Below are 26518 nucleotides of genomic sequence, written 5' to 3' on the forward strand. Positions count from 1 at the left end.
CTAGGAAAAGAAGCTGAGTGCATGAAAGCTGGCTACTTCTCTCCTTACCGTAACAATAAATAATTCTTGACCTTCAAGTTACTTGAAGGTATAGACTCTCTCTTGTAGATAAGAACAGGAGGGATGAATGTGGAGACAGCCATCCAAAATAAATTATTAAATCAATCCGTGAACAAGGTTTTCTTCCAATACCTCATTCCGTCATTAATCGGTATGATGCTGATGTCCATTAATATTCTAATAGATGGGATCTTTGTTGGAAATGCTGTAGGTTCGACTGCTCTAGCTAGTGTGAATATTGCCGTGCCTGTATTCTCCATACTAATTTCAGTTTCTCTTTGGATTGGAATCGGTGGAGGAACTCTATATTCCATCGCACTTGGCGAAAATAACGTGAAAAGGGCTAGAAGTATTTTCACCTTCTCCCTTACGTTGGTAACTTTACTTGTAGTTGTTTTTTGCCTTATTGGTTATCTAAATGTGAATCAATTAGCCGATCTTTTAGGGGCTAACACTGATACAAAGCCATACGTTATTGATTATTTATCCATTCTATTGCTTTTTGGAGTGTTTATGGCCATTGAGAATGCATTAAGTATTTTTATTCGTAATGATGGGAATCCTCAATTAGCGATGATTAGTCTCGTGTTAACTGCTATTTCCAACATATTGTTAAACTACTGGATGATCTTTATTCTCGAGCTTGGGGTAAAAGGAGCTGCATTAGCTACCGTACTTTCTGGAGTCATTGGCCTTCTTGTCCTACTCCTCCATTTTACGAAAAAAGACATTTCATTAAAGCTAATTAAATTTAAGTGGTCATTTCAGTCAATGAGCGAAATATTCTCAATTGGCTTTCCTAGCTTTTTAGCTGAAATGGGTACACTTGTATTTGTAATCTCCTATAATTTAATGATGGTGGAGCTTATTGGAACAAATGGTGTCGCCGCTTTCTCGGTTGTAAATTATTTGCATGCTTTTATGTTTCTTGCCTTTTTCGGAATTGGATCTGCCATTCAGCCAATGATTAGCTTTTACAAAGGAGCACACCAAAAAGAGCGTATTCAAGCCACCATTAGAATTGCTGAAAAAACGTCCATACTACTTGGTGTTCTCTTTCTAATCATCGGGTTTACAGGTGCTCGACAACTCGTATCCTTATTTGGAATTACTTCTCCAGATATTGAGACATTGGCCATACAGGGGATCCAATTGTTTTTCATTGGCTACTTATTTATGGGGATTAATTTCATATACATGACTTATTATCAATCTATTGGTCAAGTCGGTCCCGCCATTTATATGATTATGTTAAGAAGTTTCGTTCTTATGCTTGTGGCGATTTGGCTTTTACCAAAATGGATTGGAGTAAACGGTGTGTGGCTTGCTCTACCATTATCTGAATTTCTAGTTGCACTCGGAATTATCGTTTTTCTAAGAAAGCTCATTCTCAAAGACAGAAATTCCTATAAAGAAAACAAGGAGCCGTCACTATTGTGATGGCTCCTTTCCAATCCCTTATCTGATTAATAGTAATACGGGCCTCCATATGGGTATGGTCCATATGGACCTGGACCTGGACCTGGTCCTGGAACTGGTCCAGGCGGCCCATAATAAGGATAATAATATGGGCGAGGTCTAACAATCGCTGAACCCAATAATCCACCTAAAAACCCGCCAATGAATGGAAAGCCGAAGAATCTCTGATCTCTGTGAACTCTATAATAAGGTCCGTTAAACTGTCTCATTTGGGTTACCTCCTTTACTCATCTACACTGCCCTACACTATTTCATATGCAATATAGACCATAATGGAGTGGGCTTTCCCATTATTTTTTCCTTCCTGTTAAGCTGTCGGATACGTCCAATCATTTTTCTGACACACATTCTGATACATACGAAAATGATACATAAATTCATCAAATAACAGATCTTCATATTCTACAAAAGTATATGCATCAAAGAAGGAATCTAATAATGATGCATCCACCAAATCAAGCTCTCCATTCAGCCAAAGTTTATATTGCAACTGATGATAAAGCTTAGAGTACCCATTTTCTTCAAACACAGCTTCTACTTCCTCTTCCGTCACCTATGACTCTCCTTCATACAGACTGTTATGGTATTACTTTTTCCATTTTCTTCTTATTTATTCTATCTAAGAATAACGCAGAAATTGGAGGTTTTTCTTTGCAACACTTTTTTGAAATACCTCTTTTAAAAAGGCTGTTTTGTATCCATTGTTGCTTTTGCAAGCATGGGCAGTTTTCCGCTCCAGGATACTCGCTTGCCGCGAAGCGTGCCGTGAGTATCCTCGGTTGTGCCTGTGGTGTGGAATCTCGCCTGTCCCACTGCTTCCGCAGGTGTCTCGCATCCTTCCGCTACCAACTGCTAGCCTTCGTATGATGACGGGAATCCTACCTGGTATAAAAAAAAGCTTTTAGAAAGTACCCTTTAAAAAAGGCATAGGCATGTCTTATAATTTCTGCACCTCTCTATCACTGCTTGTCTATAATATAGAGAAGTTTATGAAATAAAGGAGGTTGTGAAATGGAATTATTCAGCTTTAAAGGAAAAACCGCTATAGTGACGGGCGGCGGGAGTGGCCTAGGTAGGCTAATGGCCATTGCCCTTGGAAAAGCAGGAGCCAACATCGTTATTTGTTCTAGAAATATAAAAAACTGTCAAGAAGTATGTAATGAACTATCACAGGAAGGAGTACTCTCTCTTGCCTTATCCTGTGATGTAACAAAAAAAGAAGAGATTCAAGAAGTAGTGAACAAAACGGTCGAGCATTTTGGCACAATCGATATTCTCATTAACAATAGTGGTACCTCTTGGATGGCACCTACACTTCAATTACAAGAGGATAAATGGGATAAGGTGATGGAGGTCAATGCAAAAGGAGTTTTCCTTTTTTCACAGGCAGTTGCGAAAGTAATGATCCAACAAGGCTACGGAAAAATCATTAATATGGCTTCTGTCAGTGGACTAGGTGGTACGGACCCACGATTGATGGACACGATTGCTTATAACACAAGTAAAGGTGCTGTAATTGCTTTTACAAAAGATCTAGCTGTGAAGCTGGCACCTGAAAATATTCAAGTAAATGCAATCGCACCTGGCTTTTTCCCAACCATGATGACGAAGAAGCTCTTTGAAGCAGCTGGTCCAAAGATCGCTAGTACAATTCCTAGTAGACGATTTGGAGAAGCAAACGATATTCAAGGAGTCGTATTATTCCTAGCTTCCAGCGCGTCAGATTACGTCGTTGGTCAAACTCTAATTGTAGACGGAGGATTAACTGCTTTAATCTAAATGAAAGGAGTAAACCATATGACCGGTGAACAACTACAAGATTATTATTCTATTGTGAAAAAACTAGGAGTTAAGCTTGAAGCCTTTCTAAACCAAGCTTTACAAGAACATTTAAACGAAGGCAAGGTAATCGACCTGTTCAAAACGAAAGGCAATGCTTGTGAAACAATCGTCCATCAGCTTCAAGAGTATAGTGAAGCATTTGCGACAATTGCAAACGTCCCAACAAAAACAGATATTGCTAATTTAACCAAGTTAATCATTCAGCTTGAAGAAAAAATGGATCAACTAGAAGAGCAAGTATATCAACTTAAAGAGACGGCTCTTCCTACCAAGCGAAAGAGATGTCAGCTCGTATTCCCTCTTCTACTACCAAATCAAACTGAGCATACAAACCAACTTCACACATTACTCGATCAATTGAATGAACGGATGAATAGAAATGGATAAATGGACAGAAACGGAATCACGGAGATGGAAGAATTTTCTATCCCAATGGACAAAGCCTGTTCCGACCGTTAATCCAACTCCACGAGAAGCCATTTGGAAAAAAAACAAAGCTACACTCTGGTATTATCCTGCTAGACAAAAAAGATATCATACTCCTCTATTTCTTATTTACTCCACCGTAAACCAACCATTCATTCTTGATCTTTCACCAGAAATGAGTCTAATCGAGGCGCTTGCAAAAGAGGGCTATGATGTATATTTAATTGATTTTGGGATTCCCGGATTTGAAGATAAAGACCTGACTCTTGATCAGTATATAACTGATTATATTCAGAAAGGCGTCAGGCGAGCTTTACGACATTCAAAAGCGAAAGAACTTTCAATTATGGGGTTCTGTCTAGGTGGAACCCTTGCTGCCATTTATGCGGCGATTGCTGAAGAGCCTATACGAAACTTGATATTATCGGTTGCTCCGATTGATTTTCAAACAATGCCAGCCTTTGACAAATGGGTGGATGCACTAAGGAAAAACGAGCTCGATTTCCAACCATTTTTTGAAACGATTGGTTTGGTCCCTGCGCTTATGATGAGAGCAGGTATGAGACTCTTAACTTCTCCTATCTATGTATCTCCTTATCTATCCCTATTAAACCGAGCATACGACGAAGAATATCTGCATAAATGGCAAGTATTTAATTATTGGACGAGAAGTCATATCCCCTTTCCAGGGGCAGCTATGAACCAAGTAACAAGGCTTGTCGCTGACAACCAACTCATGAATGGTACTCTCTCCATCGATCATCAATTCGTCTATCTTGAAAATATTTCAGCTCATCTATTGGTTATTTCAACTACGCATGATCGCCTAGTGCCAAAAGAACAATCGATGCCCATACTAGAAAAGGTAGCTAGCACGGATACAACATTTGAATTGCTACAAGGCGGTCATACCATGCTGACAAAGGATGGCGTGCTTCCTATCTATTTGAAAAACTGGCTAGCACAGCGCTCGGAGTCGATTCATTAAATGAAGAGGAGTGTTTAAAACATGTCTATCAATCTAATCAATAGAAAACCCATCCATCATCTCAATTGCATGGCATTTTTGGGATTTGGGCCGATTGTATTTAAAGAGTTTTATTCAGATACAGGTTATTAAGAAAACCACTGCTTACATAAAAGTAGGCAGTGGTTTTCTTCAGGAATGCTGTGTTTGGAGCTTTTAGTTCTACATTTCTATTTTAAAAATCCGGCAAGCTTTGAATACCATAGGGTCTTAACTCGCACACTCTTCTATAAGAATTCAAATTAAAATATGGTTTAAAAGGCAAAGAATCAAATGGCTGCTTGGACTTTAATCCCAACTAAACCTTTCTTCTTTCCAAGGATCTCCATATATGTGATATCCATTTTTCTCCCAAAATCCAGGCTCATTATCCCTCACAAATTCGATCCCTCTAAGCCATTTCGCACTTTTCCAAAAATAGAGGTGCGGAATGACCGCTCGAAGTGGAAATCCATGATCAGGTGTTAAGGGTTCTGCATTATGAGAGTGAGCTAGCATACTTGATTCTTTCAAGAAATCTTCAATCGGTAAGTTTGTTTTCCAGCCTTCTTCTGCATGAAGTAATACGTATTTTGCTTCTTCGAGAATGGTCATATTCTTCATTAGATCCTTTACTGTAACACCTGTCCACACATTATCGAGCTTGCTCCACCCTGTGACACAGTGGATATCATTATGCAAATCGGTTTGCTTGAGCTCGAGAATCTCCTTATAGCTAAAGGTTTTCTCTTCTTTTACTAAGCCAAATACTTTTAAGTTCCAAGCTGTTAAGTCTCGATAATAGGGTACATTCCCATGATGAAGCACGGGAAAACTAGTGGTAACATTTTGATTCGGAGGCACACGTGGATCTGTTTGTTCTCGCTTTTTTCCAAAATACATGCTTTCACCCTTTTCAACGGTTATTTAACTACTTGTATTGTACAAAAAGATTTCCGAATATAAAAATTCTGATGAACGGATCTGTCCCGATTCGTATGATGATGCCTCTTTTTATCAGCTTTGTTTACGGTTCTTGTCATCATCGGCTCTATGATGACCTTTTTACTCTACTTTTCTTCTACTCTTGGCCTTCATCCGCTCTATGATGACACTTTCACTCTACTTTTCGTCTACTTTTGGCCTTCATCCGCTTTATGATGGCCTTTTTCTTCTACTTTTCTACAAAATTTGAGCTTCATCGTCCTCACGATCATAAAAAAAGAAAAACAGCTCCTCCTTCGAGTAGCTGCTTTCCTATTTATAAAATGATCGCCGCTAACCATCCAAAGAAAATGAGCGGGACATTATAGTGTAGAAAGGTTGGGACACATGTATCCCAGATGTGATTGTGCTGTCCGTCAACGTTTAAACCTGCTGTTGGACCAAGAGTGCTATCTGATGCGGGTGAACCTGCATCCCCTAATGCAGCTGCTGTTCCAACCAATGCGATGGTAGCCATTGGGCTAAAGCCAAGCTCCATGGCTAATGGAACGAAAATCGTTGCGATAATTGGAATAGTCGAGAACGACGAACCGATTCCCATTGTGACGAGTAAACCCACTAATAGCATTAGAAGTGCTGCCAATGATTGATTTCCACCAATAAGGTCTGCTGCCTGTTTTACTAGCTGATCGACATCACCTGTTGCTTTTAACACATCTGCAAAGCCAAAGGCTGCTAACATAACAAATCCAATGAAAGCCATCATCTTCATACCTTCAGTTAGCAGATCATCCGCTTCTCTCCATTTAATTGCCCCACTAAGGTATACAACAACAATTCCCGTTAAAGCACCAAAAATCATTGAATTTAACTGAATTTGAACGACTAAAGCAGCTATAATTGCAATAAGAGAAAACACAATTCCAACCTTTGAGTACTGACCTTTCTCCATTTCTACAAATTCAACTTCTTCATAGCTTCTTGCTTTTCGATAGGAAATAAAGACAGCTACAAGTAATCCCACAAACAATCCTCCTGTGGGAATAAGCATAGCCACTGGAATATCGCCCATGTCAATGGCTAACCCTGCATCCGCCATATTAGTGGCCAAAATTTCATGAAATATTTTCCCGAAACCTGCTGGTAGAAGAATATAAGGTGCCGTTAAACCGAACGTCAATACCGACGCAATTAACCTTCTATCAATCTTTAATTCATTCATTACTTTTAATAACGGTGGAATAAGAATTGGAATAAATGCAATATGAATCGGAATTAAATTTTGTGAAAAGCAAGCCATTAATAAGATCGAGAACACAATTAAGGTTTTTGACATTGCTTTCGCTTTTGAATCCCCTTGCTTCCCAACCATTCCAAGTACCCATTCAACAAGTAGATTAGGTAATCCAGTCTTGGAAATGGCAACTGCAAATCCTCCTAATAAAGCATAGCTTAATGCAACTGATGCACTTCCTCCTAGCCCATTTGTAAATACTTCAATTGTTTTTTCTATTGATAAGCCTCCTGTTAAGCCGCCCACTAATGCTCCGGTAATTAGTGCAAAAACCACATTAACCCGAAATAAACTGAGGACGAGCATCACAAGGACCGCTATAATGACTGCGTTCATTTGTATGCCTCCTAATACTTTACTCTGATAAATTGGTAGAGAATTAAATTAATATAATAAAATTATCATACCCATTTCAATCGGTCAATGTTAAATTTATCAATCTCACATATTTTTCAACGCTTTTTAGAACAAAATCGTATGGCGCATTGGTGAGGCAAGGGCAAGGAAGACAGTCTAGAATAAAAGTCGTTTTTTGCCTTCCATTCTACATTGGCTTATGACCTCGAGGGACTAAACACTATCATTGGATGTCGAAGTGCTTATCAACAAAAAAAAACGCTGAATCACCAAGTGATTCAGCATTTTTTAAACATCTTATGATCGAAAAGGTTCAAAACGCTCTACAAATAATGCAAGTGTACGTGTCATAACACCAGTTGCACCTGCTGGTCCTAAGTTTGAAGCCTTATTTGTAGTAGCAGTCCCCGCAATATCTAAATGCACCCATGGAGTATCTTCAGCAAATTCTCCAATGAAAGCTCCAGCCATAATGGCATGCCCTTCTCTTCCAGGAGAATTATTTAAGTCTGCTATTTTACTACTTCTTACTCGTTCTTTATCTTTTTCAAAAATCGGTAGGCGCCAAATAGGCTCACCAGCTTCATAGGACGCTTCAACCACTTGCTCAAATAGTGCCTCGTTATTGGTTATCGCACCAGTCGTATCTGTTCCAAGCGCAATAATGACACCACCAGTTAAAGTAGCGACATCTACAAGATAATTTGCCCCATGATGCTTCGCATACGTAACGGCATCTGCTAATGCTAACCGGCCTTCTGCATCTGTATTTAATACTTCGATCGTTTTTCCACTCATAGCTGTAATGACATCATCAGGCTTGAATGCCGTACCACTTACCATATTATCCGTAGATGGAATTACCGCTACTACGTTTTGCTCCGGTCTTAATTCACCGATAACCTCCATGGCACCTAAAACAGCAGCTGCACCGCCCATATCTGACTTCATACCGACGATGCCATCCTTTGGCTTAATTGAATAACCACCTGTATCAAATGTGATTCCTTTCCCAACTAAACCAAGTACGTCCTTCCATTCATCTTTTCCTTGATATTTAAGAACAATCATTTTCGGAGGCTCGGCAGACCCTTGGTTAACAGCTAGCAAAGCACCCATGCCAAGCTTCATCATATCCTCTTTTTCTAAAATTTCCACTTCAAAATCATATGTCTCCCCAAGCTCTTTTGCATAATTCGCCATGTCTGTTGCTGTTAGCATATTACCAGGCAAATTAACAAGCGTGCGAGCGGAATTCGTTGCCTTTCCATACGCATACCCCACAGTTAATGAAGCGCGAACATCTTCTTCCTCCGCTGCATTAGTATATACAACTATGCTCTCGAGCTTTTTCTCTGGTTCATTTGATTTTTGTTTATAGCCTTCAAACTCATATGTAGATAAGGCAAAAGCTTCACTTACCGCATGAGCAGCGTCCATGCCTTCAACATGACCTCCAATAAATGAATCTAGGTCAATTGCTACTTCACTTAGTTTAGCGGCTGTCACTTCTTTAAAGACTTTTCCTAATGCTTCTCTTGCAGTTTCAAAGGTAAAGCTCTTATCCTTTCCAAGTCCAACGAAAAATAAACGCTTAGTCTCCATTTTTCCAAATGTATGTACTTTCCCTACTGCATTCTTCTTAGCCGAAAGGTCACCGCTCTTTACAAGCTCCGTTAACTGCCCTTCAAAAAGCTCATCAAGACCTTTCAGGCTTCCTTCAAATTTCTCCGACTTTTCAAATAAACCGATAATCATTGCTTCATGCTGATTGGAAAAAGTTCGCTCTTGTTTAACTGTGAACATCTCTTCTACCCCCATTTAATCGTAATCAATTCAATTCTATTTCTATTATAACGAATGTAGTCATTTATTTCGACTACCTAACTATCCCTCAAGTAAAGAAATAACTTTGGTAGTTGAGGTAATTTATTGACATCTTCAAAGGGTACTCTGTCTAAATTCTTAGGGAACAATGACATGCATGCGTTTATAAAATGATACACCTCTTCTAAGTCTAACCCCCAATGAAGCGGACGATAGCTTTGTAAATATTCATGGGCACAAGACATCATTAGTCTGGCTCCTTTGATATTGCCGTATTCATAATGATAGATGGCAACACTCATTTGCAAAAGTCCTTTTAAGAAAAGATTTCCTTTGTCTGTCATCCACATCTCCTCTAAAAGATCATGACACGTGTAATAATCTCCCTCGTTGAATTTCACGAAAAAATCATAATATTCTAACGGATAATCTACCAAAGCGCTCACCTCTTTACTCAAACCGGTTGCAATTCTATTTATTTATGCTTATCATCTTAACAAACCGATCAATTTTTTTACATATAATCTTTTAAATAAACTTTTAAAAATAAGGTGGTTTCATCATGGATTTATTAACAAACTTCCCGCTTTGGGCAGCCATCGCTGGTATCTTCTTTGCCCAATTTGTAAAAGTACCTATTCAGTATATTGCTACAAAAAAACTGGACTGGTCTTTGCTTACGAGCACGGGAGGAATGCCTAGCTCGCATTCAGCAGCCGTTACCGCTCTTTCCACTGGAGTAGCATTAGAAACTGGCCTAGCTTCACCTATTTTTGCTGTATCTGCCGTTTTTGCTATTATCACGATGTTTGATGCTACTGGAGTTCGCAGACAAGCTGGAGAACAGGCGATAGTATTAAACCAATTAGTATCTGACTTTAATCGTTTTGTTGAAGAAGCAAAAGTATGGCAGCAAAAACCGGAGCAAGAGAAACGAAAAGAGTTAAAGGAGCTTCTTGGACACAAGCCGATTGAGGTTTTCTTTGGCGGATTAACTGGGGTAGTTTTAACCTTATTGCTACATTACTTTATCACAATGTAGAGGAGAATGCTTGATGAGAGTCATTTCAATTTGTCCTAGTAACACTGAATTGATTGCTTATATGAACCGTACAGATTGCTTAGTGGGAATTGATGATTATTCTGACTGGCCAGAATCAATCCATGAACTCCCAAGATTAGGACCAGACTTATCCATTAATATGGACTTAGTAGAGGAACTGAGACCTGATATGGTCCTCGCTTCCTTAAGTGTACCAGGCATGGAGAAGAATATCGCAGAATTAGAAAAACGACGAATTCCTCATATTGTCTTAAATCCTCAATCTCTAGAAGATATCGAAAAAGATCTTATCACAACAGGAAAAGCTATTAATGATCCAGCAGCTGGACTGCAAGCAGCCATTCAATTTCGTTCCAAGATCGAGGAAATACGTGAGATCGGACTAACCATTCAAGCAAAGCCTACCTTATACTGGGAATGGTGGCCTAAGCCCGTCTTCACCCCAGGAAAGCATAATTGGCTTACCGAGATAAGTGAAATGATTGGGGCAAAAAATCTTTTTCAAGAGGTTGAGCTAGCAAGTGTTCAAACCGATTGGGTGGATGTGTCCAGTAGAAATCCAGACTTTATATGCTTAGCATGGGTTGGGGTTCGTCAAGAGAAGGTTAATATGGAGATTGTCAAGAAGCGACCTGGCTGGGATCAATTAGATGCTGTTCAGCAGAATCAAATATTCATATTAGAAGAAGCTCTTTATTGCAGGCCTTCTCCCCGATTAGTTGATGGTGCCATTCAGTTAGCTAAACTCCTTCATTCTAAGGAATTTGCACACATTTAACAATTTTCTAGAAAATGAATTTGTATGAATTAGATAAAAACAGGTAAGACACTCTAAGAAGAGAGCTTACCTGTTTTTATCTTATTCCTTTTCCGACCCAATATATTGCTGCCTAAATACTTGCATTGATTCGTTTTCATTTAATGACACAAGATCTTCTTCAGTTAGACTTCCTTTTCCTTTTTCAATTACATAAATTTCGAGGGTCTTCTTCCCCCAATTTTCATATACATCTTCAACTGTATCATAGTATAGATCGACTTTATTCCCTTTAATGGCTCCACCTTTGTCTGCTACTACACCATATCCATAGCCTGGAATAAACAGAATCGTTCCAATAGGAAACACTCGTAAATCAGCTGCAACCGTTGAGTACAAATCTCTTCGTACTTTTACACCTGAATAGGTAATACCAAATTGCGGGTGTCCAGGATTTTTCCCTGTTGACTCATATCCTGCTGTATAACCTGTTGCAGTAACTGTTGTGGATTGGTATTTCGACCAATCAAATGCTTCCTCTAACGTAGGCACTGACCCCTCAACCGCTTCACTTGATGAGATTTGAGTTTCCGTTCTTCCCATACTTTTGAGAAACTTTAAGGCAATTCCAAGGGGCTTAAATGTATGATTTTGATAAGTACTATCGTTGGGTTGCTGTAGATTTGCCTCTTCTTTTAATAAATATGCAGATAGACTTTGTGCCTCTACTCCTGATATTTGATGAAACGTTGTGAACAATGCTCCTAAAAATAAAACTGTCATGGTAAGACGCTTTGACCAATTTTTAAAATTATTCATTTGATTTTCACTCCTCCCAAGAATATTCATTTCCTTTCTTTGAAAAAAATATTCATGCTGAGAGTAAAAAAATGGACAAGTTAGGCTTTATTTCTTAATTTTTTGGAAATTTCTAGAGATAACTATCCAGAAACTAACGAAAATTCACCGCCAACGAAGGCAATTAAACGAGAATAGCTCTTATTGATTTTCTAATCTCTTCAAGTATTAAATCTCGACAATCTCCTTATTTTCCACTAGCCTGTTCTTACATCTCAAATGGAACAAAAAAAAGATGAAGCAAAATATCTGCTTCACCTTCCTGTTAGAACATTCGATAGCCTTTATTACGTAGTAATTTAATGGTAACTCCCGCCAAGATGGTTCCTGCAAATCCACTGCTCACAATCATGATATCAATTGGAGCTAAGCTTACAAGTTGCGTTCCTAACTGAGAGAATGCTTCTTTACTGTTAGTAAAGTATTCAATAAAACGAACATTATCAATAAGAAAAATAGCGATAATTGGATAAATAATTGCCATAATCCATGACATGCGTAGTAGCATATTTAAGATAAAACCGATTCCAAAAAACAAAACAAAGAATAACAGCATAGATATAATGGTAATCGGTAAAGCAAAGATTGTGTTTTGCATCGTTTGTACCTCCCTAGTCCATCAAATTCAAGTGTACTGAATATAAAATAGGGAGTCAATAATATTCATCAACATTGCTTTTTTACACTATTTAAGATGAAAATGTTCCTCAAAATGTCAGCTACAAGGAGTAGATCTTCCTATTTGTTTCTTAAGGAATACATAACTTTGTCTATTTTTGTGTAAAAAAACTGTAGTCACTAGACAATGACTACAGCTTTAACTCTGCAATGCTTACAGAGCCACATTTATGAAAGACTTTTTCTCTTACCAGATCCCCCGCAGCACGTGCATGTTTCTGAACCTCCAAGAAGAAGTTGAAAATACCCTTTTCCAGAACAATATACACATTCTTTTCCATCATAATTCTTAGCTGCCATCTTTCAATCATCTCCTTAATAAGAATGAATTTTCTGATAATATACCAAGGATTTTTAATTGTGAAAAGAAGCAAATAAGTTGAAAAAAGGGAAGTGGAAACGCATACATACTATTAAAACTCTGCTTTACTCGTTCTTTCTTATTTTTTCAGAAAATTATAAAAATAATTTATATGCCGTATACCCGAACTGATTACCAGGATTAATTCCACCAATTAAAGGCTTCGCTTCTCTTGAAGAAATGTTCGTAAAATATTTTAATAAAACAGACGCCTCATCTAGCTCTGTTAGCTCTTCAGGGGCTATAAATTTTACATCATATAGCTCATTTTCTTCAACTTTAATTTGTTGATGTGCCTTCGGAGTAAGAAGGAACAAAATCATATTATCGCTAATCTCTCCATTAATAACTCCAGTTCGAAGGCCTATCATCCCTTTTAGCTCGCAACTAATGCCTGTTTCTTCTTTAATCTCGCGAAGGACAGCTTCATCCGCTGTTTCATCTTGTTCAACAAACCCGGCTGGCAATGACCACTTTCCTTTTAACCCACCGTATTTCTTCATTACTACTAACCACTTTCCATCTTCATTTACAACAAGTCCAGAAACTGCGAGCCAGACGCTCCCTCTCTTATTACTAGACATTAAGCTCCCCTCCTCATCTACCTCTATATTTTAGCAAACAAAAGGGATAGACTTCTGTCTATCCCTTTGAAAAGTACATTATAGAATATTGAATTTCCCTTTTTTCAATACAAGTGAAGGTCCACCAATCATATAAAGAGCACGGTTATCAACCATCTTCTTCATGAATGAAGCTTTTCCTCCATACATTTTCTTACCGAACGCTACACCAATCGCGTCATCTTCCCCTAGTGAACATACTGTTCCTTTAATATCTGGAGTGAATGTTTCTAAGTCTGCTTTACCTCGAATAAGTGCAGCGAGGTTACGAGCACATACTTCTCCTTGTTGCATCGCAATCTGTGCTGTTGGAGGATATGGTCGATTAATTTCTTCATTAATAATTAATGAGCAATCTCCAACGATAAATACATTATCATGTCCAGGAGCTCTTAAGTCTGGTTCAACTTTAACACGGCCGCGCATTGCTTCGAAACCTGAATTCTCGATGATAGAGCTTCCGCGAACACCTGCAGCCCATACCACTGTATTTGCTTTAATGTGTTGAACTTCATCTTCACCTTTTGCAACGACAATTCCGTCTTCTGTAGCTTCCTTAATCGCAGTACCAATCATGAATTCTACACCTTTTTTCTCCAATTGAGCCACTGCATAATTTACAAGCTCAGGATCAAAACCAGGTAAAACCATTGGTGCTGCTTCTACACAAATAACACGTACCTTTTTGTAATCAACGTCATACTCACGACAAAGTTCCGGAATACGATTTGTAAGCTCTCCAAGGAATTCAATTCCTGTGAAGCCTGCTCCACCTACAACAAAAGTTAAACGCTCTTCTTTCTTTTCTTCCTCTGTGTTGTAAGTAGCAAAATTATAATCAATATGTTCTCGAATTTGTCTTGCCGCATTTACGTTAACAATTGAAAATGCATGCTCTTTTAATCCTTTAATTCCGAATGTTTCTGGTTCTGCACCTAAAGCAACTACTAAATAATCATAATTAATTTCATTGTTTTCGGTGATGACTTTCTTTTCTTCAATTTTAACTTCAATCGCAGTATCTTGTATAAATTCTACTTTGTTGCGGTCAATTACATCACGGATATCATAACGTACACGATCATGGTGAAGAGTTCCTGCAGATGCTTCATGTAACCATGTTGTTTCATAATGATAGTCATTTTTATTGACTAACACGATGTCTGCCTCATTTACCCCTACTAACTTTTGAAGACGAACTGCAGTCATAAGTCCGCCATATCCAGCTCCTAAAATAACAATCTTTGGCTTTTTCAAAGTGTATCACTTCCACCCTTATAAGATTTTTCGATGTTCTAGCGCTTTTTCTTATCTTCCACCGCTAAATAAAATTTTATTTTAATAAATGCGAAAAAGTTTGTGATGTACTTCACGAAAGAAGTCAAAAAAATGTAAGAAAATTGTCACAGAATCTTAACATAATGCCTACACTACATAATATTCTTTTTCACCATCTTTTTCAACCCTTTATGATAGTTTAAAAACCTTGCGAATATTATGACATTAATCACAGTGCCATCTGCTAACTACCTATATAATGAATTGAAGCTTCGCTGCCTTTTATACGGTTTAAATGATGGCAAAATGAATTTTTCTACCCTGTTATTTAACCACTTCTACCTCGCATCAAATGTGAGTATTGTTTAATTTTATGGTATGATAAAAGGTGGTAAGGTACTACATTTTTGGGGGGATATGGCGTGAAAGAAGATCAAACAGTTTATGACATTACGATAATTGGCGGAGGACCAGCAGGATTATTTACTGCCTTCTATGGCGGAATGAGACAAGCTTCCGTAAAAATCATTGAAAGCTTACCACAATTAGGTGGACAGCTATCTGCTCTTTATCCTGAAAAATACATATACGATGTAGCCGGTTTTCCAAAGGTACGTGCACAAGAGCTAATCAATAATTTAAAGGAGCAAATGGCTAAATTTGATCCAACCATTTCTCTTGAACAATCCGTGGAGAAGCTCGAAAAGCAAGAAGACGGTGTATTTAAGCTAACAACCAATAAAGAAGTTCATTATTCTAAAACCATTATTATAACAGCAGGAAATGGTGCATTCCAACCTCGTAGATTGGAGCTCGAAAATGCTACTAGCTATGAAGGTAAAAACCTGCACTATTTCATTGATGATCTAAATAAATTTGCTGGACAAAAGGTAGTAGTTTTTGGCGGCGGAGATTCTGCTGTAGACTGGACGTTAATGCTGGAGCCAATTGCAGAACAAGTCACAATTGTTCATCGCCGCGACAAATTCCGTGCACATGAGCACAGTGTTGAAAATCTACATAGCTCAAAGGCAGATGTTAAAACCCCTTATGTACCAGTCGATTTAATTGGTAATGACAATGGAATTCAGCAAGTCATCTTAGAAAATGTAAATGACCAAGAACAAGTGGCAATTGATGTAGATGCCGTTATTTGCAACTATGGTTTTGTTTCCTCACTCGGCCCAATTAAAGAATGGGGCTTAGAAATCGAGAAAAATTCCATCGTAGTAAATTCAAAAATGGAAACAAATATTCCAGGAATTTACGCAGCAGGTGACATCTGCACGTATGAAGGAAAAGTAAAACTAATCGCTTGTGGCTTTGGAGAAGCACCAACCGCAGTAAACAACGCAAAAGCATATATTGATCCAAAAGCAAAAATTCAGCCACTACACAGCTCATCGATGTTTAAATAAAAGCGGAAGCTCCCGTTTAGCGCTTATAAAAAGCACTTGAATCATTAGATTCAAGTGCTTTTTTGCTTAACATTCCTCTGGCGTACCAGCATTGGTAGAAGTACGGAATGATGATCCGCAGCCGCATGACGCGATGGCGTTCGGGTTGTCGATGGTGAACCCGCCGCCCATCATGGACTGCTTATAATCTATTTTTGTTCCATTTAGAATGGATGCATCCTCTTGATTGACGACAATCTGAATTCCATGCTGTTCAAATTGCATATCATTCTCTTCAACCTCATGAGCAAAGCCCATACCGTAAGAAAGTCCGCTACATCCCCCACCTTTAACAGCTACGCGCAGCAATGCATGTTCTTCCTCACCTTGCTTCATCATATCTTTTATTTGTAGAGCAGCAGCTTCTGTTATGATTACAACCTCTTGACTCATTTCATAGGCCTCCTTTCAGATTCAGGGAATCCCTTATATATAGTATATACAGTCTGAAGCGTACACTCAACTGAACGAGCTTCAGATTCTTCCTTTTCCACACTTATCCTAATCCACAGTCTACATACATGTGACTAATTACCCTTTCATTCACATAAAATTTATTATCTTAAGTACAATTATCCTGCTGTTTACGGTATAATCATAGATATATTATCCTATATTATATTAAAGAAATCGACCTACAAAGGGTGATGTAAAATGACAGAATTAGTTCCTTTATATGATAAAAGTTGTAAATGTATGATTTGTAATAAATCCTTTACAACACAAAAAATGCGCACCCGGTTTGTGAAGGTTTTGGATTATGATACAGATTTTCGACCTATCTACAAAGATCCATCCTTAAACCCCACTTTCTATCACATAAATGTTTGTGAACATTGTGGATTCTCATTCTCTGACGATTTTACTCCTTACTTTCCGCCAGGTACAAAAGAAATAATCACAGATAAAATATGCACAAATTGGGTACCTCACTCATTCGGTCTTGAGAGAAATGGAAAGGATGCAATTAAAACGTATAAACTTTCTGCATACTGTGCTACTTTAAAGAACGAAAAACATATTACCATTGCTGGCATGTATATGAGATTAGCATGGATCTATCGTGAACTTGAAAACATGGAGCAAGAGCAACGCTTCTTAAAACTAGCTCTCTATGAATATTTGGAGTCTTACACAGCAGATGATTTTCAAGGTACACAGGTTTCCATTGATCGCCTTCTTTACTTAATAGGAGAAATTTCTCGAAGAACTTCAAATACAGAGCAGGCTGTAAAATATTTCTCCAAAGTTATTGAAAGACAAAGTCGTTCCCTTGAACCTAAGATCATCGAAATGGCACGTGAACGTTGGTATGATATTCGAGAAGAGCAAAAGGAAATTAAGGAGAATAGCCTAAGTCTATAAGAATACTATAGAGGCTAATGAGGAAAAAAATTGTGATTTTTTTCTCCGACTTTAGATCAATTGGGATGTTCTATTTGATCTAAAGTCTCTTTTCTTTTTCAAAGAAAAAACAAAGCTAAACATTCATCCCAACAAAAAACCTGTAGACAGCTCTCTTTCAGGGAGCTGTCTACAGGGTGAAAAGAGCATTTTCGCTCCTTTATTTATATGGTTAAAACATTGGATTTTCATCTAAGTATTGATAAATGTTGTCAACAAGGTCCTCTGGAGAATCCCCTGTTACGACCTCACCGTTCACTAATGCAAAAAGAGAATTGGCACATTTTCCGCAATAACCTAAACAGCCGTATTCTATAATATCTAAATCGTAGTCTTTTTCTAGTACCTCTTTTGCCCTTTGAGCTCCACTAGCTAAGTTACTTATGCAAAACTCAATAATCGGTTTGATCATATCTATCACCCCTCTACTAATAGTCTATCCTACTCTTTTCAGATAAAATTCGCAAGCCTTCAGACCTAAATAGAGGGGAGAAGTCACCTATAATAATCGAACCATTTGGTAATCATTTCTTAAGAAGTCTTCACGTTATTTCCCTTGTGATTTTGTCAACAAATTAGCCTAGGGGTGTTGTGATTTTGTCACAATTTCGATATACTTTTTTATGGTATTCATATAGATGTACTTTTTGCTATTTTCAAATAATTCGTTTATTATTTTGTGAAAACGTTTTTACCTGTTTTGATCACATTGTCACAAATAGGGGAGAATAGATATAGCAGATATCTTAAATGAGTGACACAGACAACAGGGAGATGCAGCTATTCATATAACCGCTTTTAAAGTGGACACAAAGGGGAAATTCATAATGAAAAATCTCGTGATTCTAGGTGGCGGATACGGTGGAATGAAGGTATTAGCAAAGTTGCTGCCAAATCAACTGCCTGAAGATGTATCGATCACTCTTATTGATCGCGTACCTTATCACTGCTTAAAGACAGAGTATTATGCACTCGCTGCAGGTACCATTTCTGATCATCATATTCGCGTCCCTTTTCCTGAACACCCCCGCCTTCATATGAAATACGGTGAAGTGACAGGTGTAAATTTAGACAATCAAACGGTAGTGTTCCAAGATGGGGAAGCCCTCTCATATGATGACCTCATTATTGGATTAGGCTGCGAAGATAAATTTCACGATATTCCAGGAGCAGAAGAATATACGTACAGCATTCAAACAATTGAAAAATCAAGAACTACTTATCAAACACTTAACAATTTACCTGCTGGTGCAGTAGTTGCCATTGTTGGTGGTGGTCTAAGCGGTGTAGAACTAGCTAGTGAATTAAATGAAAGTCGACCAGACTTACGTGTTAAACTATTTGATCGTGGAGAACATATCCTATCTGCATTTCCTGTTAAATTAAGCACTTACGTTGAGAACTGGTTTGATACACACGGTGTTGAAATAATTAATCACTCGAATATTACTCGAGTTGAAGAAAATACTCTATTTAATCACGATGAACCCGTTCATTGTGATGCAATTGTTTGGACAGCAGGAATCCAACCTAATCTAATTGTTCGAAACTTAGATGTTGAAAAGGATGCTCAAGGGCGTGTCAAATTAACTCCTCTTCATAATATTCCACAAAATGAACATGTTTATGTAGTTGGAGACTGTGCAAGCTTACCGCATGCACCAAGTGCTCAGCTAGCAGAAGGACAAGCAGAGCAAATTGTCCAAGTACTACTTAAACGTTGGAGCGGGGAAGAGCTTCCAGAATCATTGCCACAAATTAAACTAAAAGGGGTGCTTGGCTCCTTAGGAAAAAAACATGGATTTGGACTCGTAGCGGACAAGGCCATCACCGGTCGTGTAGCTCGCCTTTTAAAATCTGGGATCCTTTGGATGTACAAGTATCATAACGGATAAGATAAGCAAGAAAGAGGGTGCCTTAAAGTTTATACTTTTGACACCCTCTTTCTTATTCTACTCTATATCCATACTTCTCCATTTCAGCAAAAATGGTTTTTAGCTTTGGGTTTCCTTCTCCAACAATTTCCCCTTCAATCACAACTACGGGATAAAACATATCTTCTTCCATTACTCTGTTAGCAAAACTGCGTTTCTCTTCTATCTCAGGGGGATTTTTAATATCAATGTACGTAATTTTAAATGGTTGGTTAGGAAATTTACGACTAATGGCTGCTTCTAACCATTCATACGTCTCTTTTGATGATGGCAGGTTTACACAGCTTGGACAAAGCTGCTCTGCTCCATATATTGACACTTCCACTTGTGTTTTTTCCAATAATTGTCCCTCCCTTTATTCCTTGTTTTTATTTTACAATATTCTCATAGGAAAAACACGATTGTTCTATAGGAAATAGAGATGGGTACTTACGTTGTTCGTTAAGTGTCGTCCTATTATTCATGCATGTTCGAGTGTTACCAACGATTTCTCTTGGGTGCATTGGATTGGGACAACGCGAAGGAACGAAAACAAATTACTGTTTCTAATTGCCAAGAATAGATTTTTAAGTCTAATATGATTATAATAAAAGGTAGGAAAGGAGACGATTGAAATGGCTGAAAAAGAAATGATTGAGCAAGTTCAAGAAGTACTAGATAAATTACGCCCATTCCTTCTTCGTGATGGAGGAGATTGTGAATTAGTTGATGTTGAGGATGGAATCGTTAAGCTACGTTTATTAGGAGCTTGCGGAAGCTGCCCAAGTTCTACAATTACATTAAAAGCTGGAATTGAACGTGCTCTTTTAGAGGAAGTTCCTGGCGTTGTTGAAGTAGAGCAAGTATTCTAATTTATATGGTTGAAAAAGCGATTCTTAATTGAATCGCTTTTTATTTGCGAATGATTTTCTTCAATTGCAGCAAAAATCTTAGCTAACAGTCTGGTATACCATACTCCCCATTTGATCGATCGATAAATGGTGATACGTCATTTCAGGTAAGGCATGTTTTAAGCTTTCAATGAATACCTGTCCTTCCCCCTGCTTTACACAGCACATCACTGTTGGGCCAGCCCCGCTTAAAGCCACACCAAATGCTCCTAATTCCTCTGCTAACTTTTCGATGATTCCAAAATGAGGTACTAGCTTCCTTCGATAGGGCTGGTGAAACCGATCCTGCTTCATCATCTTACCAGCTAATTGATAATCACCTGTCATTAGTGCCGCTACAAAAACGTTCCCAACCGCTCCTGCTTTTACAGCTTCATCATAAGATAATGATGGTGGCAAAACCTCTCTAGAAGCTGCGGTTAATAGCTTTTGGTTTGGAACCACTCCTACCAGATCAAATTGTAATTCTTGAAGAACAGTAACATCCACAGCTTGTTCCGTCTGACACCCTATTACTAGTCCCCCATATAAAGACGGACCTACATTATCTGGATGGCCTTCCATTTGAGAAGCTAACACTAACTTATCTTGTTTTGACATATTCAATCCACCTACAGCATTAGCAAGCTCGATTGCAGCTACAATTGCAGCTGCACTTGACCCCAGCCCTTTAGCCAGGGGAATTTCACTGCTTATCTTTATCTTACAAGGAGGTAATTCCATGTTATTCCATTTGGCTACCTGTAAAGCGGAATGAACGATAAAATGGGATTCATCTGTTGGAAAAATTTCTAGCTCCTCAGATAAAGGAATCACCTCCCAACGAGTTGATTGCTCCACATGGAGAGTTAAATAGAGATTAACAGCTAGCCCAATCGAATCAAAGCCCGGGCCGAGATTAGCTGTACTTCCAGGGACTTTAATAACAAACCTCATAAATGAACCAATCCTTTAATATGCTCTGCGACAACCTGCTCCTCATTTGGAAGGAGAATTGGCTTGATTGGACTACATTCTATCGCTGTATTTGGGTCTTTTAATCCATTTCCTGTCAGCACAGCAACAATTTTTGCTCCTGCATGGATTTGCCTAGTTTGGATTTGCTTGAATACCCCTGCTAAGGATGCAGCAGAAGCTGGCTCAGCAAATACACCTTCCGCTTGAGCTAGCTTTTGATAAGCAGCTAGTATTTCCTCATCACTAACCTCATCCATTCTCCCCATTGACTCGCTGACTGCTTGAATAGCTAGATCCCAGCTAGCTGGATTACCAATTCGGATAGCCGTTGCTATTGTCTCTGGTTCTTCAAACACCCGATTATGAACAATAGCTGCAGCTCCATCAGCCTCAAACCCATGCATCGCTGGCAGCCCTGTTCCTTTTACTGAATGGTATTCCTTAAACCCTTTCCAGTATGCACTAATATTTCCTGCATTCCCTACAGGAATGGCTAGGATATCTGGTGCGCATCCGAGCTGATCGCATATTTCAAATGCAGCAGTTTTTTGCCCCTCTAGACGGTAAGGATTCACAGAGTTAACGAGCGTGACAGGCTCTACTTCACTAATTTTTCGAACCATCTGCAACGCTTGATCAAAATTTCCTTCAATCGATAGTATTTCTGCTCCGTACATTACTGCTTGAGCGAGCTTTCCCATTGCAATCTTTCCCGTTGGAATGACGATGATGCACCTTAAGCCTGCTCGTGCAGCATAGGCTGCAGCGGATGCGGATGTGTTCCCAGTGGAAGCACATATGACCGTACTGCTTCCAGCCTCTTTTGCCTTTGCAACAGCCATCACCATCCCTCGATCTTTAAAGGAGCCTGTTGGGTTTGCTCCCTCCACTTTGACATAAAGTTCAACTCCCCACTCAGCAGAAAGAGTCTCTAGCTTGAGCAGCGGCGTATTTCCTTCATTAAGTGTGAGAGAAGGAGTGTATTCATTGATTGGCAAAAAGTCCTTATATCCCTCTATTAATCCATTCCACCTCATCGATTAGAGCTCCCTTCCACACGATAACTACTTTTTACCTCTTTAACAGAAGATAGATCTCTAAGTTGAAATAAAATTCTTTCATATGCTTTTTGTGATGCATGGTGAGTTACAAGAACAATTTCAGCAACTTCTCGCTTTTTTAATGGTAATTGTAGAATTTTTTCGAAGCTTACCCCATATTCAGAGAAAATCGACGTAATCTCTGAAAAGGCACCGACTTCGTCTCGTACATGTAGCCTTAAGAAATGCTTGGATAAAATCTCTTCTGGCTCCTTTAGCTTTTTAGGGTATTGTGGAACGACGGCACTTTTTCCATTAACTCCTAAACGCATATTCTTCATCACACCCACCAAATCTGACACAACGGCCGTTGCAGTTGGAAGACTTCCTGCTCCTGGGCCATAAAACATCGTTTCGCCTACAGCTTCGCCATACACATACACTGCATTGTATACATCGTTCACGGAAGCAAGAGGGTGAGCATTTGATAGAAGGGTCGGTTGGACACTTACCTCTACTTTCTCTCCTTCTCGATGAGCAATTCCGATGAGCTTCATTGTATATCCTAATTGTTTACTATAATCTAAGTCCTCCTCACTGATATGTGTAATCCCTTGAACCTCTACATCATCTAAATCAATTTTCATCGAAAATCCTAATGTTGCTAGTATCGCCATCTTTCTTGCAGCATCCAATCCTTCAACGTCAGATGTAGGGTCAGCTTCTGCATATCCAAGCTGCTGGGCTTCCTTAAGAACATCTTCATACGCATTCCCATACTTGCTCATCTTCGTAAGGATATAATTCGTTGTACCATTAACAATTCCCATCATCTTCGTAATACGATCAGATGCTAGACCATCTACTAAACTTCGTAAAATAGGAATTCCCCCGGCTACACTTGCTTCATAAAATAGATCACAGTTATTTTCAGATGCTAATGTAAGAAGCTCTGAACCATATACAGCCATTAAATCCTTGTTCGCTGTAACGATATGCTTCTTATTCTTCAATGCCTCTAGAAGGTGCTTTCTCGTTTCCTCAACGCCCCCCATAACTTCTATAACAATATCTATTTCAGGATTATGAATAATATCTTCTGCCTTTGTAGTTAGAAGCTCCTCCCTTACAAATACTTCTCTTTGTTTCTCCAGATCCTGTACTAGGATTTTTTTTACTTGAACCGGACAACCAACTTGGTGCATCAGCTTATCCTGATGATTTTCAATAATTTTCACTACTCCAGATCCAACAGTTCCTAACCCTAATAAACCAATTGAAATAGCTTCCATACGTTCTTCCTCCTACTTACTGTATTTCTATTGTGTACATTTGTTTTTATATAGTAGACATTATATGGTGCTTAGAATAACTTTACAATAGCTATTTTCCTTAGAAAATCACTGAAAACGCTTACTATCTATTGGTAGCAGCGTTTAAAAATTTTGACAATTTTCAAAACAAAAAAGTCACCGAAATCTAAAGCCACTGAAAAAGTCCTTAATAGGAGAGTTTGGTTAAATAGGGCCGGTTGATTTCCACTCCAGGATGCTTCAGCTTTCCGCGGGGCGTACGGTGAGCCTCTTCAGCGCGCCTGCGGGGTCTCTCCTGTCACACTATTCCCATAGGGCCTCGAAATTCTTATAGAGATGCAAGGCGCAATGGCCATTTTTACGGTCAATTTTAAAAAAATTCTAAAACTGATTGGGCAACAATAGAAGCAAAAGAGGACGACAAAACAAAAATAAAGCCGCTTTAATTCCAAATAAATGGAATTAAAGCGGCTTTTTGTTTGATTTTCAAGAAAATCTAAAAGATCGGCAGATTTTCAGTGGCCTCCGAAATCTCGGTTACTTTTTAGGTGGCTAGATGAAAGTAAATAGACCATTAGCCAATAGGTGTAATTGGAGGATCACCATCTAGTACGGCCAAAATGTTTTCGACACAAAGGTTCATCATCGCTGTCCTTGTCTCCATGCTGGAACTCCCGATATGTGGCAGAGCAACCACGTTATCAAGGGTAAGTAAGGGATGATCGGCTCCAATAGGTTCTGTTTCGAATACATCTAATCCTGCTCCTGCAATCTCTCCTGTTAGGAGTGCATCATATAATGCTTCTTCATCGACAACTGGTCCACGAGAAGTATTCACAAAAATGGCCGAGTTTTTCATTTTCTTAAATATATCTCTTGAAAATAAATGCTTCGTTTCCTCTGTTAATGGAGTCAAACATATGACAAAGTCAGCCATTTGAATTAATTCATCAAACGAAGCGTAGGTTGCTCCTAGTCTTTGCTCCGCTTCGATGTTTCGGGCGCGATTGTAATAGATGATCTTCATATCAAACCCTGATGCTCGTCTAGCAACGGCTTGACCAATGCTCCCCATACCAACAATTCCGACGGTCTTATGGTGAATATCTTTGCCAGCTAGAAGAAGTGGGCTCCAGTTTTTCCAACGATTTTCTTTTATAAAGTTGGCTGCTTCTAATATTCTTCTAGATGTCGCCATCAATAACGCAAAGGTGAGATCGGCAGTCGAATCGGTCAACACATTTGGCGTATTACACACCACAATTCCTCTCTCCTTTGCAGCTGGCACATCTACATTGTCATACCCAACAGCAAGATTTGCAATGACTTTTAATGACTGTCCCGCATCAATAATTTGTTTATTGATTGGATCGGTTAGCATGGTCAGCAAGGCATCCACGTGTTTTGCTTTTTCCAAAAGAATCTCATATGGTACGGATTGATCCTCATGTTCCCACATCTCAACCGTATATCTTTGCATGAACGGTTCGATAATTTCTGCAGGTAATTTTCTTGTTATATAAATGGACGGTTTCATTTCATATCCCCTTACCTTTAGCAATTCTTCATAAACTATCTAGATTTATTATAGTAGGTAGGGATAAGGATTGAAAGAAACACACAGTTCTATATTAACCAGTCAAGCTCAGGGATATTGAGCCTTCTTGTTGGAACTTCTGCTAGGTCGTAAAAATCGCGAAGAAATTCTTCATGATTATTTGTTTGTTGCAGGTACTTATTCAGTTGATCTGTTAATGCATTTTTTTGTTGCTCTGAATGTGTGATATAGTACTCTTCCACACATTCAAAATAATGTAGTGGAAACAAGAGCCTTGCATATAAAAGGCGCCATGAAAAAGTAGATAATGGCATGACAGATTGATAATCACTCAAAAAATTCTTCACATCTGGTTGATAGGTTGAAATATTTCTAAGGTATTTTTCTCTAATCCATTCAGCCATGTCTCTGCTACAATGATCAAATACCCAATCTAGTGGGTTTTTCACCACATATTGCCTTCCCCAGGATTGATTTGTGAATCGTCCATGACAAACTGTCCCATAATCAATCATGTTTGGTTCATCATCCATTTCCGTATCAACTAAGTATTGAATGGCATTTTCTGAAAGCCCCATGTAATAAGGAAATGATTCTATAAATAGCCTTTCAAATTCATTATCAGGATGTTGAAATAATTTATTATTCCACACAGCCTCCATCTGATCTAGACGCTTTTCCCATAGTTCTTTCCATTGGCCAATTCGACTCGTTCTTGTGATCGAAGCTTGAATAAGCCTCCCGCGAAAATGAAACTTTGCTAATTTTCGTCCAACTTTCTTAGTAGATGGGGACTCAAATGGTGGGCAAGCTAAGACACAATAATCGCCATCCTCCCACTTCGTAGCTGTCTGTCCTTCTAAATTGGGGACAAATCGCCCCACGTGCTTGTCACCTTTTTCATAAAGATGATTAGCCAACGTATTTAACTCAAGAAGCTCTTCTTCTTGATGATTCGCTCGAACAATCAGGTACACTTTCTGATTGCTTTTGTATGCTTCAAATCGTTCAACAGTAAGTTCTTCTTCAGCCGATATCCCATAATGTTTCCGTAACATTTGCCGAAGCATTTCCAATCACCTTCTTTATCTAGGTTCTATTCTTATATATA

General features: G+C 38.7%; 29 protein-coding genes. 10 read left to right on the plus strand and 19 right to left on the minus strand.

Annotation, left to right across the window (positions count from 1 at the left end; genetic code table 11):
* The first annotated feature begins 129 nt into the window (after positions 1-129).
* Positions 130-1500, plus strand: a complete 1371-nt coding sequence (locus LS684_RS17370; RefSeq protein WP_233807817.1) for an MATE family efflux transporter — start codon at positions 130-132, stop codon at positions 1498-1500.
* A 26-nt stretch (positions 1501-1526) separates the two neighbouring features.
* On the opposite strand, the gene LS684_RS17375 is transcribed toward LS684_RS17370, so the two are convergent.
* Together LS684_RS17375 and LS684_RS17380 are read right to left on the minus strand one after the other, a co-directional pair.
* Positions 1527-1748, minus strand: coding sequence for a hypothetical protein (locus LS684_RS17375; RefSeq protein ID WP_233807820.1), 222 nt, complete (start codon positions 1746-1748; stop codon positions 1527-1529).
* A 98-nt stretch (positions 1749-1846) separates the two neighbouring features.
* Positions 1847-2092, minus strand: coding sequence for a hypothetical protein (locus tag LS684_RS17380; RefSeq protein ID WP_233807822.1), 246 nt, complete (start codon positions 2090-2092; stop codon positions 1847-1849).
* Positions 2093-2550: 458 nt separating this feature from the next.
* Here LS684_RS17380 and LS684_RS17385 point away from each other — a divergent pair, with 458 nt between their 5' ends.
* The 3 genes from LS684_RS17385 to LS684_RS17395 are packed head-to-tail and all read left to right on the plus strand — an operon-like array spanning position 2551 to position 4795.
* The gene (locus tag LS684_RS17385; RefSeq protein ID WP_233807824.1) at positions 2551-3318 is read left to right on the plus strand and encodes an SDR family oxidoreductase; all 768 of its coding nucleotides are present in this window, start codon (positions 2551-2553) and stop codon (positions 3316-3318) included.
* Positions 3319-3336: 18 nt separating this feature from the next.
* Positions 3337-3768, plus strand: coding sequence for a hypothetical protein (locus LS684_RS17390; RefSeq protein WP_233807826.1), 432 nt, complete (start codon positions 3337-3339; stop codon positions 3766-3768).
* Positions 3761-4795 (plus strand): alpha/beta fold hydrolase, encoded by a 1035-nt coding sequence (locus tag LS684_RS17395; RefSeq protein WP_233807829.1) that lies wholly within the window; start codon positions 3761-3763, stop codon positions 4793-4795. The genes LS684_RS17390 and LS684_RS17395 overlap by 8 nt, the downstream gene beginning before the upstream one ends.
* A 327-nt stretch (positions 4796-5122) precedes the next feature.
* Here the strand turns inward: LS684_RS17395 and LS684_RS17400 are convergent, their stop codons facing one another.
* The 4 genes from LS684_RS17400 to LS684_RS17415 form a co-directional block, all read right to left on the minus strand.
* On the minus strand, positions 5123-5716 hold the full coding sequence (locus tag LS684_RS17400; protein ID WP_233807831.1) for a sulfite oxidase-like oxidoreductase: 594 nt from the start codon (positions 5714-5716) through the stop codon (positions 5123-5125).
* Between the two features lie 358 nt (positions 5717-6074).
* Positions 6075-7388 (minus strand): Na+/H+ antiporter family protein, encoded by a 1314-nt coding sequence (locus tag LS684_RS17405; RefSeq protein ID WP_233807833.1) that lies wholly within the window; start codon positions 7386-7388, stop codon positions 6075-6077.
* A gap of 318 nt (positions 7389-7706) precedes the next feature.
* A complete protein-coding gene (locus LS684_RS17410) occupies positions 7707-9215 on the minus strand; it encodes a leucyl aminopeptidase (RefSeq protein ID WP_233807836.1) in 1509 nt (502 codons plus the stop codon).
* Positions 9216-9292: 77 nt separating this feature from the next.
* Positions 9293-9673 carry a DUF309 domain-containing protein gene (locus LS684_RS17415; RefSeq protein ID WP_233807839.1) on the minus strand — a complete coding sequence of 127 codons (381 nt, stop codon included), beginning with the start codon at positions 9671-9673 and terminating at the stop codon, positions 9293-9295.
* A gap of 125 nt (positions 9674-9798) precedes the next feature.
* On the opposite strand from LS684_RS17415, the gene LS684_RS17420 reads away from it, so the two are divergent.
* Entirely contained in the window at positions 9799-10278 is a 480-nt protein-coding gene (locus LS684_RS17420; protein WP_233807840.1) for a divergent PAP2 family protein, read from the plus strand.
* Between the two features lie 13 nt (positions 10279-10291).
* Complete coding sequence (locus LS684_RS17425) at positions 10292-11077, plus strand: cobalamin-binding protein (protein WP_233807850.1); 786 nt, start codon at positions 10292-10294, stop codon at positions 11075-11077.
* A gap of 81 nt (positions 11078-11158) precedes the next feature.
* On the opposite strand, the gene LS684_RS17430 is transcribed toward LS684_RS17425, so the two are convergent.
* The 5 genes from LS684_RS17430 to LS684_RS17450 form a co-directional block, all read right to left on the minus strand.
* Positions 11159-11875 carry a 3D domain-containing protein gene (locus LS684_RS17430; protein ID WP_233807852.1) on the minus strand — a complete coding sequence of 239 codons (717 nt, stop codon included), beginning with the start codon at positions 11873-11875 and terminating at the stop codon, positions 11159-11161.
* 304 nt (positions 11876-12179) lie between these two features.
* Positions 12180-12512, minus strand: coding sequence for a YuiB family protein (locus tag LS684_RS17435; protein ID WP_233807853.1), 333 nt, complete (start codon positions 12510-12512; stop codon positions 12180-12182).
* A gap of 248 nt (positions 12513-12760) precedes the next feature.
* On the minus strand, positions 12761-12892 hold the full coding sequence (locus LS684_RS17440; RefSeq protein ID WP_233807855.1) for a YuiA family protein: 132 nt from the start codon (positions 12890-12892) through the stop codon (positions 12761-12763).
* A 156-nt stretch (positions 12893-13048) separates the two neighbouring features.
* A complete protein-coding gene (locus tag LS684_RS17445) occupies positions 13049-13537 on the minus strand; it encodes an NUDIX domain-containing protein (protein WP_233807856.1) in 489 nt (162 codons plus the stop codon).
* A 78-nt stretch (positions 13538-13615) separates the two neighbouring features.
* Positions 13616-14833: an NAD(P)/FAD-dependent oxidoreductase gene (locus tag LS684_RS17450; RefSeq protein ID WP_233807857.1), complete on the minus strand. Its 1218-nt coding sequence runs from the start codon at positions 14831-14833 to the stop codon at positions 13616-13618.
* A 443-nt stretch (positions 14834-15276) separates the two neighbouring features.
* Here LS684_RS17450 and LS684_RS17455 point away from each other — a divergent pair, with 443 nt between their 5' ends.
* Positions 15277-16272, plus strand: coding sequence for an NAD(P)/FAD-dependent oxidoreductase (locus LS684_RS17455; protein WP_233807859.1), 996 nt, complete (start codon positions 15277-15279; stop codon positions 16270-16272).
* Positions 16273-16338: 66 nt separating this feature from the next.
* On the opposite strand, the gene LS684_RS17460 is transcribed toward LS684_RS17455, so the two are convergent.
* Positions 16339-16704, minus strand: coding sequence for a HesB/IscA family protein (locus tag LS684_RS17460; RefSeq protein ID WP_233807861.1), 366 nt, complete (start codon positions 16702-16704; stop codon positions 16339-16341).
* A gap of 261 nt (positions 16705-16965) precedes the next feature.
* Between LS684_RS17460 and LS684_RS17465 the strand changes: the two genes are divergently transcribed.
* On the plus strand, positions 16966-17676 hold the full coding sequence (locus LS684_RS17465) for a DUF2225 domain-containing protein (RefSeq protein WP_233807863.1): 711 nt from the start codon (positions 16966-16968) through the stop codon (positions 17674-17676).
* A gap of 211 nt (positions 17677-17887) precedes the next feature.
* Here the strand turns inward: LS684_RS17465 and LS684_RS17470 are convergent, their stop codons facing one another.
* Complete coding sequence (locus tag LS684_RS17470; protein WP_233807865.1) at positions 17888-18127, minus strand: YuzB family protein; 240 nt, start codon at positions 18125-18127, stop codon at positions 17888-17890.
* A gap of 415 nt (positions 18128-18542) precedes the next feature.
* On the opposite strand from LS684_RS17470, the gene LS684_RS17475 reads away from it, so the two are divergent.
* Positions 18543-19610, plus strand: coding sequence for an NAD(P)/FAD-dependent oxidoreductase (locus LS684_RS17475; RefSeq protein WP_233807877.1), 1068 nt, complete (start codon positions 18543-18545; stop codon positions 19608-19610).
* 52 nt (positions 19611-19662) lie between these two features.
* Here LS684_RS17475 and LS684_RS17480 read toward each other — a convergent pair whose 3' ends face one another.
* Positions 19663-19989 carry a YuzD family protein gene (locus tag LS684_RS17480; protein ID WP_233807878.1) on the minus strand — a complete coding sequence of 109 codons (327 nt, stop codon included), beginning with the start codon at positions 19987-19989 and terminating at the stop codon, positions 19663-19665.
* 274 nt (positions 19990-20263) lie between these two features.
* On the opposite strand from LS684_RS17480, the gene LS684_RS17485 reads away from it, so the two are divergent.
* Positions 20264-20500 carry a NifU family protein gene (locus LS684_RS17485; RefSeq protein ID WP_233807879.1) on the plus strand — a complete coding sequence of 79 codons (237 nt, stop codon included), beginning with the start codon at positions 20264-20266 and terminating at the stop codon, positions 20498-20500.
* Between the two features lie 78 nt (positions 20501-20578).
* Here LS684_RS17485 and thrB read toward each other — a convergent pair whose 3' ends face one another.
* The 5 genes from thrB to yutH form a co-directional block, all read right to left on the minus strand.
* On the minus strand, positions 20579-21475 hold the full coding sequence (thrB, locus tag LS684_RS17490) for a homoserine kinase (RefSeq protein ID WP_233807881.1): 897 nt from the start codon (positions 21473-21475) through the stop codon (positions 20579-20581).
* Complete coding sequence (thrC, locus tag LS684_RS17495; RefSeq protein ID WP_233807884.1) at positions 21472-22533, minus strand: threonine synthase; 1062 nt, start codon at positions 22531-22533, stop codon at positions 21472-21474. Before thrC ends, thrB begins: the two co-directional genes overlap by 4 nt.
* Positions 22530-23828, minus strand: a complete 1299-nt coding sequence (locus LS684_RS17500; RefSeq protein WP_233807885.1) for a homoserine dehydrogenase — start codon at positions 23826-23828, stop codon at positions 22530-22532. The genes thrC and LS684_RS17500 overlap by 4 nt, the downstream gene beginning before the upstream one ends.
* A 595-nt stretch (positions 23829-24423) precedes the next feature.
* Positions 24424-25386, minus strand: a complete 963-nt coding sequence (locus LS684_RS17505) for a 2-hydroxyacid dehydrogenase (RefSeq protein WP_233807889.1) — start codon at positions 25384-25386, stop codon at positions 24424-24426.
* An 89-nt stretch (positions 25387-25475) separates the two neighbouring features.
* Entirely contained in the window at positions 25476-26477 is a 1002-nt protein-coding gene (yutH, locus tag LS684_RS17510; RefSeq protein WP_233807896.1) for a spore coat putative kinase YutH, read from the minus strand.
* Positions 26478-26518: the final 41 nt, after the last annotated feature.

The sequence above is a fragment of the Cytobacillus spongiae genome (genome assembly GCF_021390075.1).

What these genes read in the sequence shown, in the direction of transcription:
- LS684_RS17400 (WP_233807831.1), bottom strand. Translation starts at nt 5,716, where the DNA reads ATGTATTTTGGAAAAAAGCGAGAACAAACAGATCCACGTGTGCCTCCG.
- LS684_RS17470 (WP_233807865.1), bottom strand. Translation starts at nt 18,127, where the DNA reads ATGATCAAACCGATTATTGAGTTTTGCATAAGTAACTTAGCTAGTGGA.
- LS684_RS17405 (WP_233807833.1), bottom strand. Translation starts at nt 7,388, where the DNA reads ATGAACGCAGTCATTATAGCGGTCCTTGTGATGCTCGTCCTCAGTTTA.
- LS684_RS17420 (WP_233807840.1), top strand. Translation starts at nt 9,799, where the DNA reads ATGGATTTATTAACAAACTTCCCGCTTTGGGCAGCCATCGCTGGTATC.
- LS684_RS17430 (WP_233807852.1), bottom strand. Translation starts at nt 11,875, where the DNA reads ATGAATAATTTTAAAAATTGGTCAAAGCGTCTTACCATGACAGTTTTA.
- LS684_RS17375 (WP_233807820.1), bottom strand. Translation starts at nt 1,748, where the DNA reads ATGAGACAGTTTAACGGACCTTATTATAGAGTTCACAGAGATCAGAGA.
- LS684_RS17465 (WP_233807863.1), top strand. Translation starts at nt 16,966, where the DNA reads ATGACAGAATTAGTTCCTTTATATGATAAAAGTTGTAAATGTATGATT.
- LS684_RS17440 (WP_233807855.1), bottom strand. Translation starts at nt 12,892, where the DNA reads ATGGCAGCTAAGAATTATGATGGAAAAGAATGTGTATATTGTTCTGGA.
- LS684_RS17500 (WP_233807885.1), bottom strand. Translation starts at nt 23,828, where the DNA reads ATGGAAGCTATTTCAATTGGTTTATTAGGGTTAGGAACTGTTGGATCT.
- LS684_RS17385 (WP_233807824.1), top strand. Translation starts at nt 2,551, where the DNA reads ATGGAATTATTCAGCTTTAAAGGAAAAACCGCTATAGTGACGGGCGGC.
- LS684_RS17485 (WP_233807879.1), top strand. Translation starts at nt 20,264, where the DNA reads ATGGCTGAAAAAGAAATGATTGAGCAAGTTCAAGAAGTACTAGATAAA.
- thrB (WP_233807881.1), bottom strand. Translation starts at nt 21,475, where the DNA reads ATGAGGTTTGTTATTAAAGTCCCTGGAAGTACAGCTAATCTCGGCCCG.
- thrC (WP_233807884.1), bottom strand. Translation starts at nt 22,533, where the DNA reads ATGAGGTGGAATGGATTAATAGAGGGATATAAGGACTTTTTGCCAATC.
- LS684_RS17395 (WP_233807829.1), top strand. Translation starts at nt 3,761, where the DNA reads ATGGATAAATGGACAGAAACGGAATCACGGAGATGGAAGAATTTTCTA.
- LS684_RS17475 (WP_233807877.1), top strand. Translation starts at nt 18,543, where the DNA reads ATGAAAAATCTCGTGATTCTAGGTGGCGGATACGGTGGAATGAAGGTA.
- yutH (WP_233807896.1), bottom strand. Translation starts at nt 26,477, where the DNA reads ATGCTTCGGCAAATGTTACGGAAACATTATGGGATATCGGCTGAAGAA.
- LS684_RS17390 (WP_233807826.1), top strand. Translation starts at nt 3,337, where the DNA reads ATGACCGGTGAACAACTACAAGATTATTATTCTATTGTGAAAAAACTA.
- LS684_RS17505 (WP_233807889.1), bottom strand. Translation starts at nt 25,386, where the DNA reads ATGAAACCGTCCATTTATATAACAAGAAAATTACCTGCAGAAATTATC.
- LS684_RS17425 (WP_233807850.1), top strand. Translation starts at nt 10,292, where the DNA reads ATGAGAGTCATTTCAATTTGTCCTAGTAACACTGAATTGATTGCTTAT.
- LS684_RS17460 (WP_233807861.1), bottom strand. Translation starts at nt 16,704, where the DNA reads ATGAGTCAAGAGGTTGTAATCATAACAGAAGCTGCTGCTCTACAAATA.
- LS684_RS17410 (WP_233807836.1), bottom strand. Translation starts at nt 9,215, where the DNA reads ATGTTCACAGTTAAACAAGAGCGAACTTTTTCCAATCAGCATGAAGCA.
- LS684_RS17445 (WP_233807856.1), bottom strand. Translation starts at nt 13,537, where the DNA reads ATGTCTAGTAATAAGAGAGGGAGCGTCTGGCTCGCAGTTTCTGGACTT.
- LS684_RS17435 (WP_233807853.1), bottom strand. Translation starts at nt 12,512, where the DNA reads ATGCAAAACACAATCTTTGCTTTACCGATTACCATTATATCTATGCTG.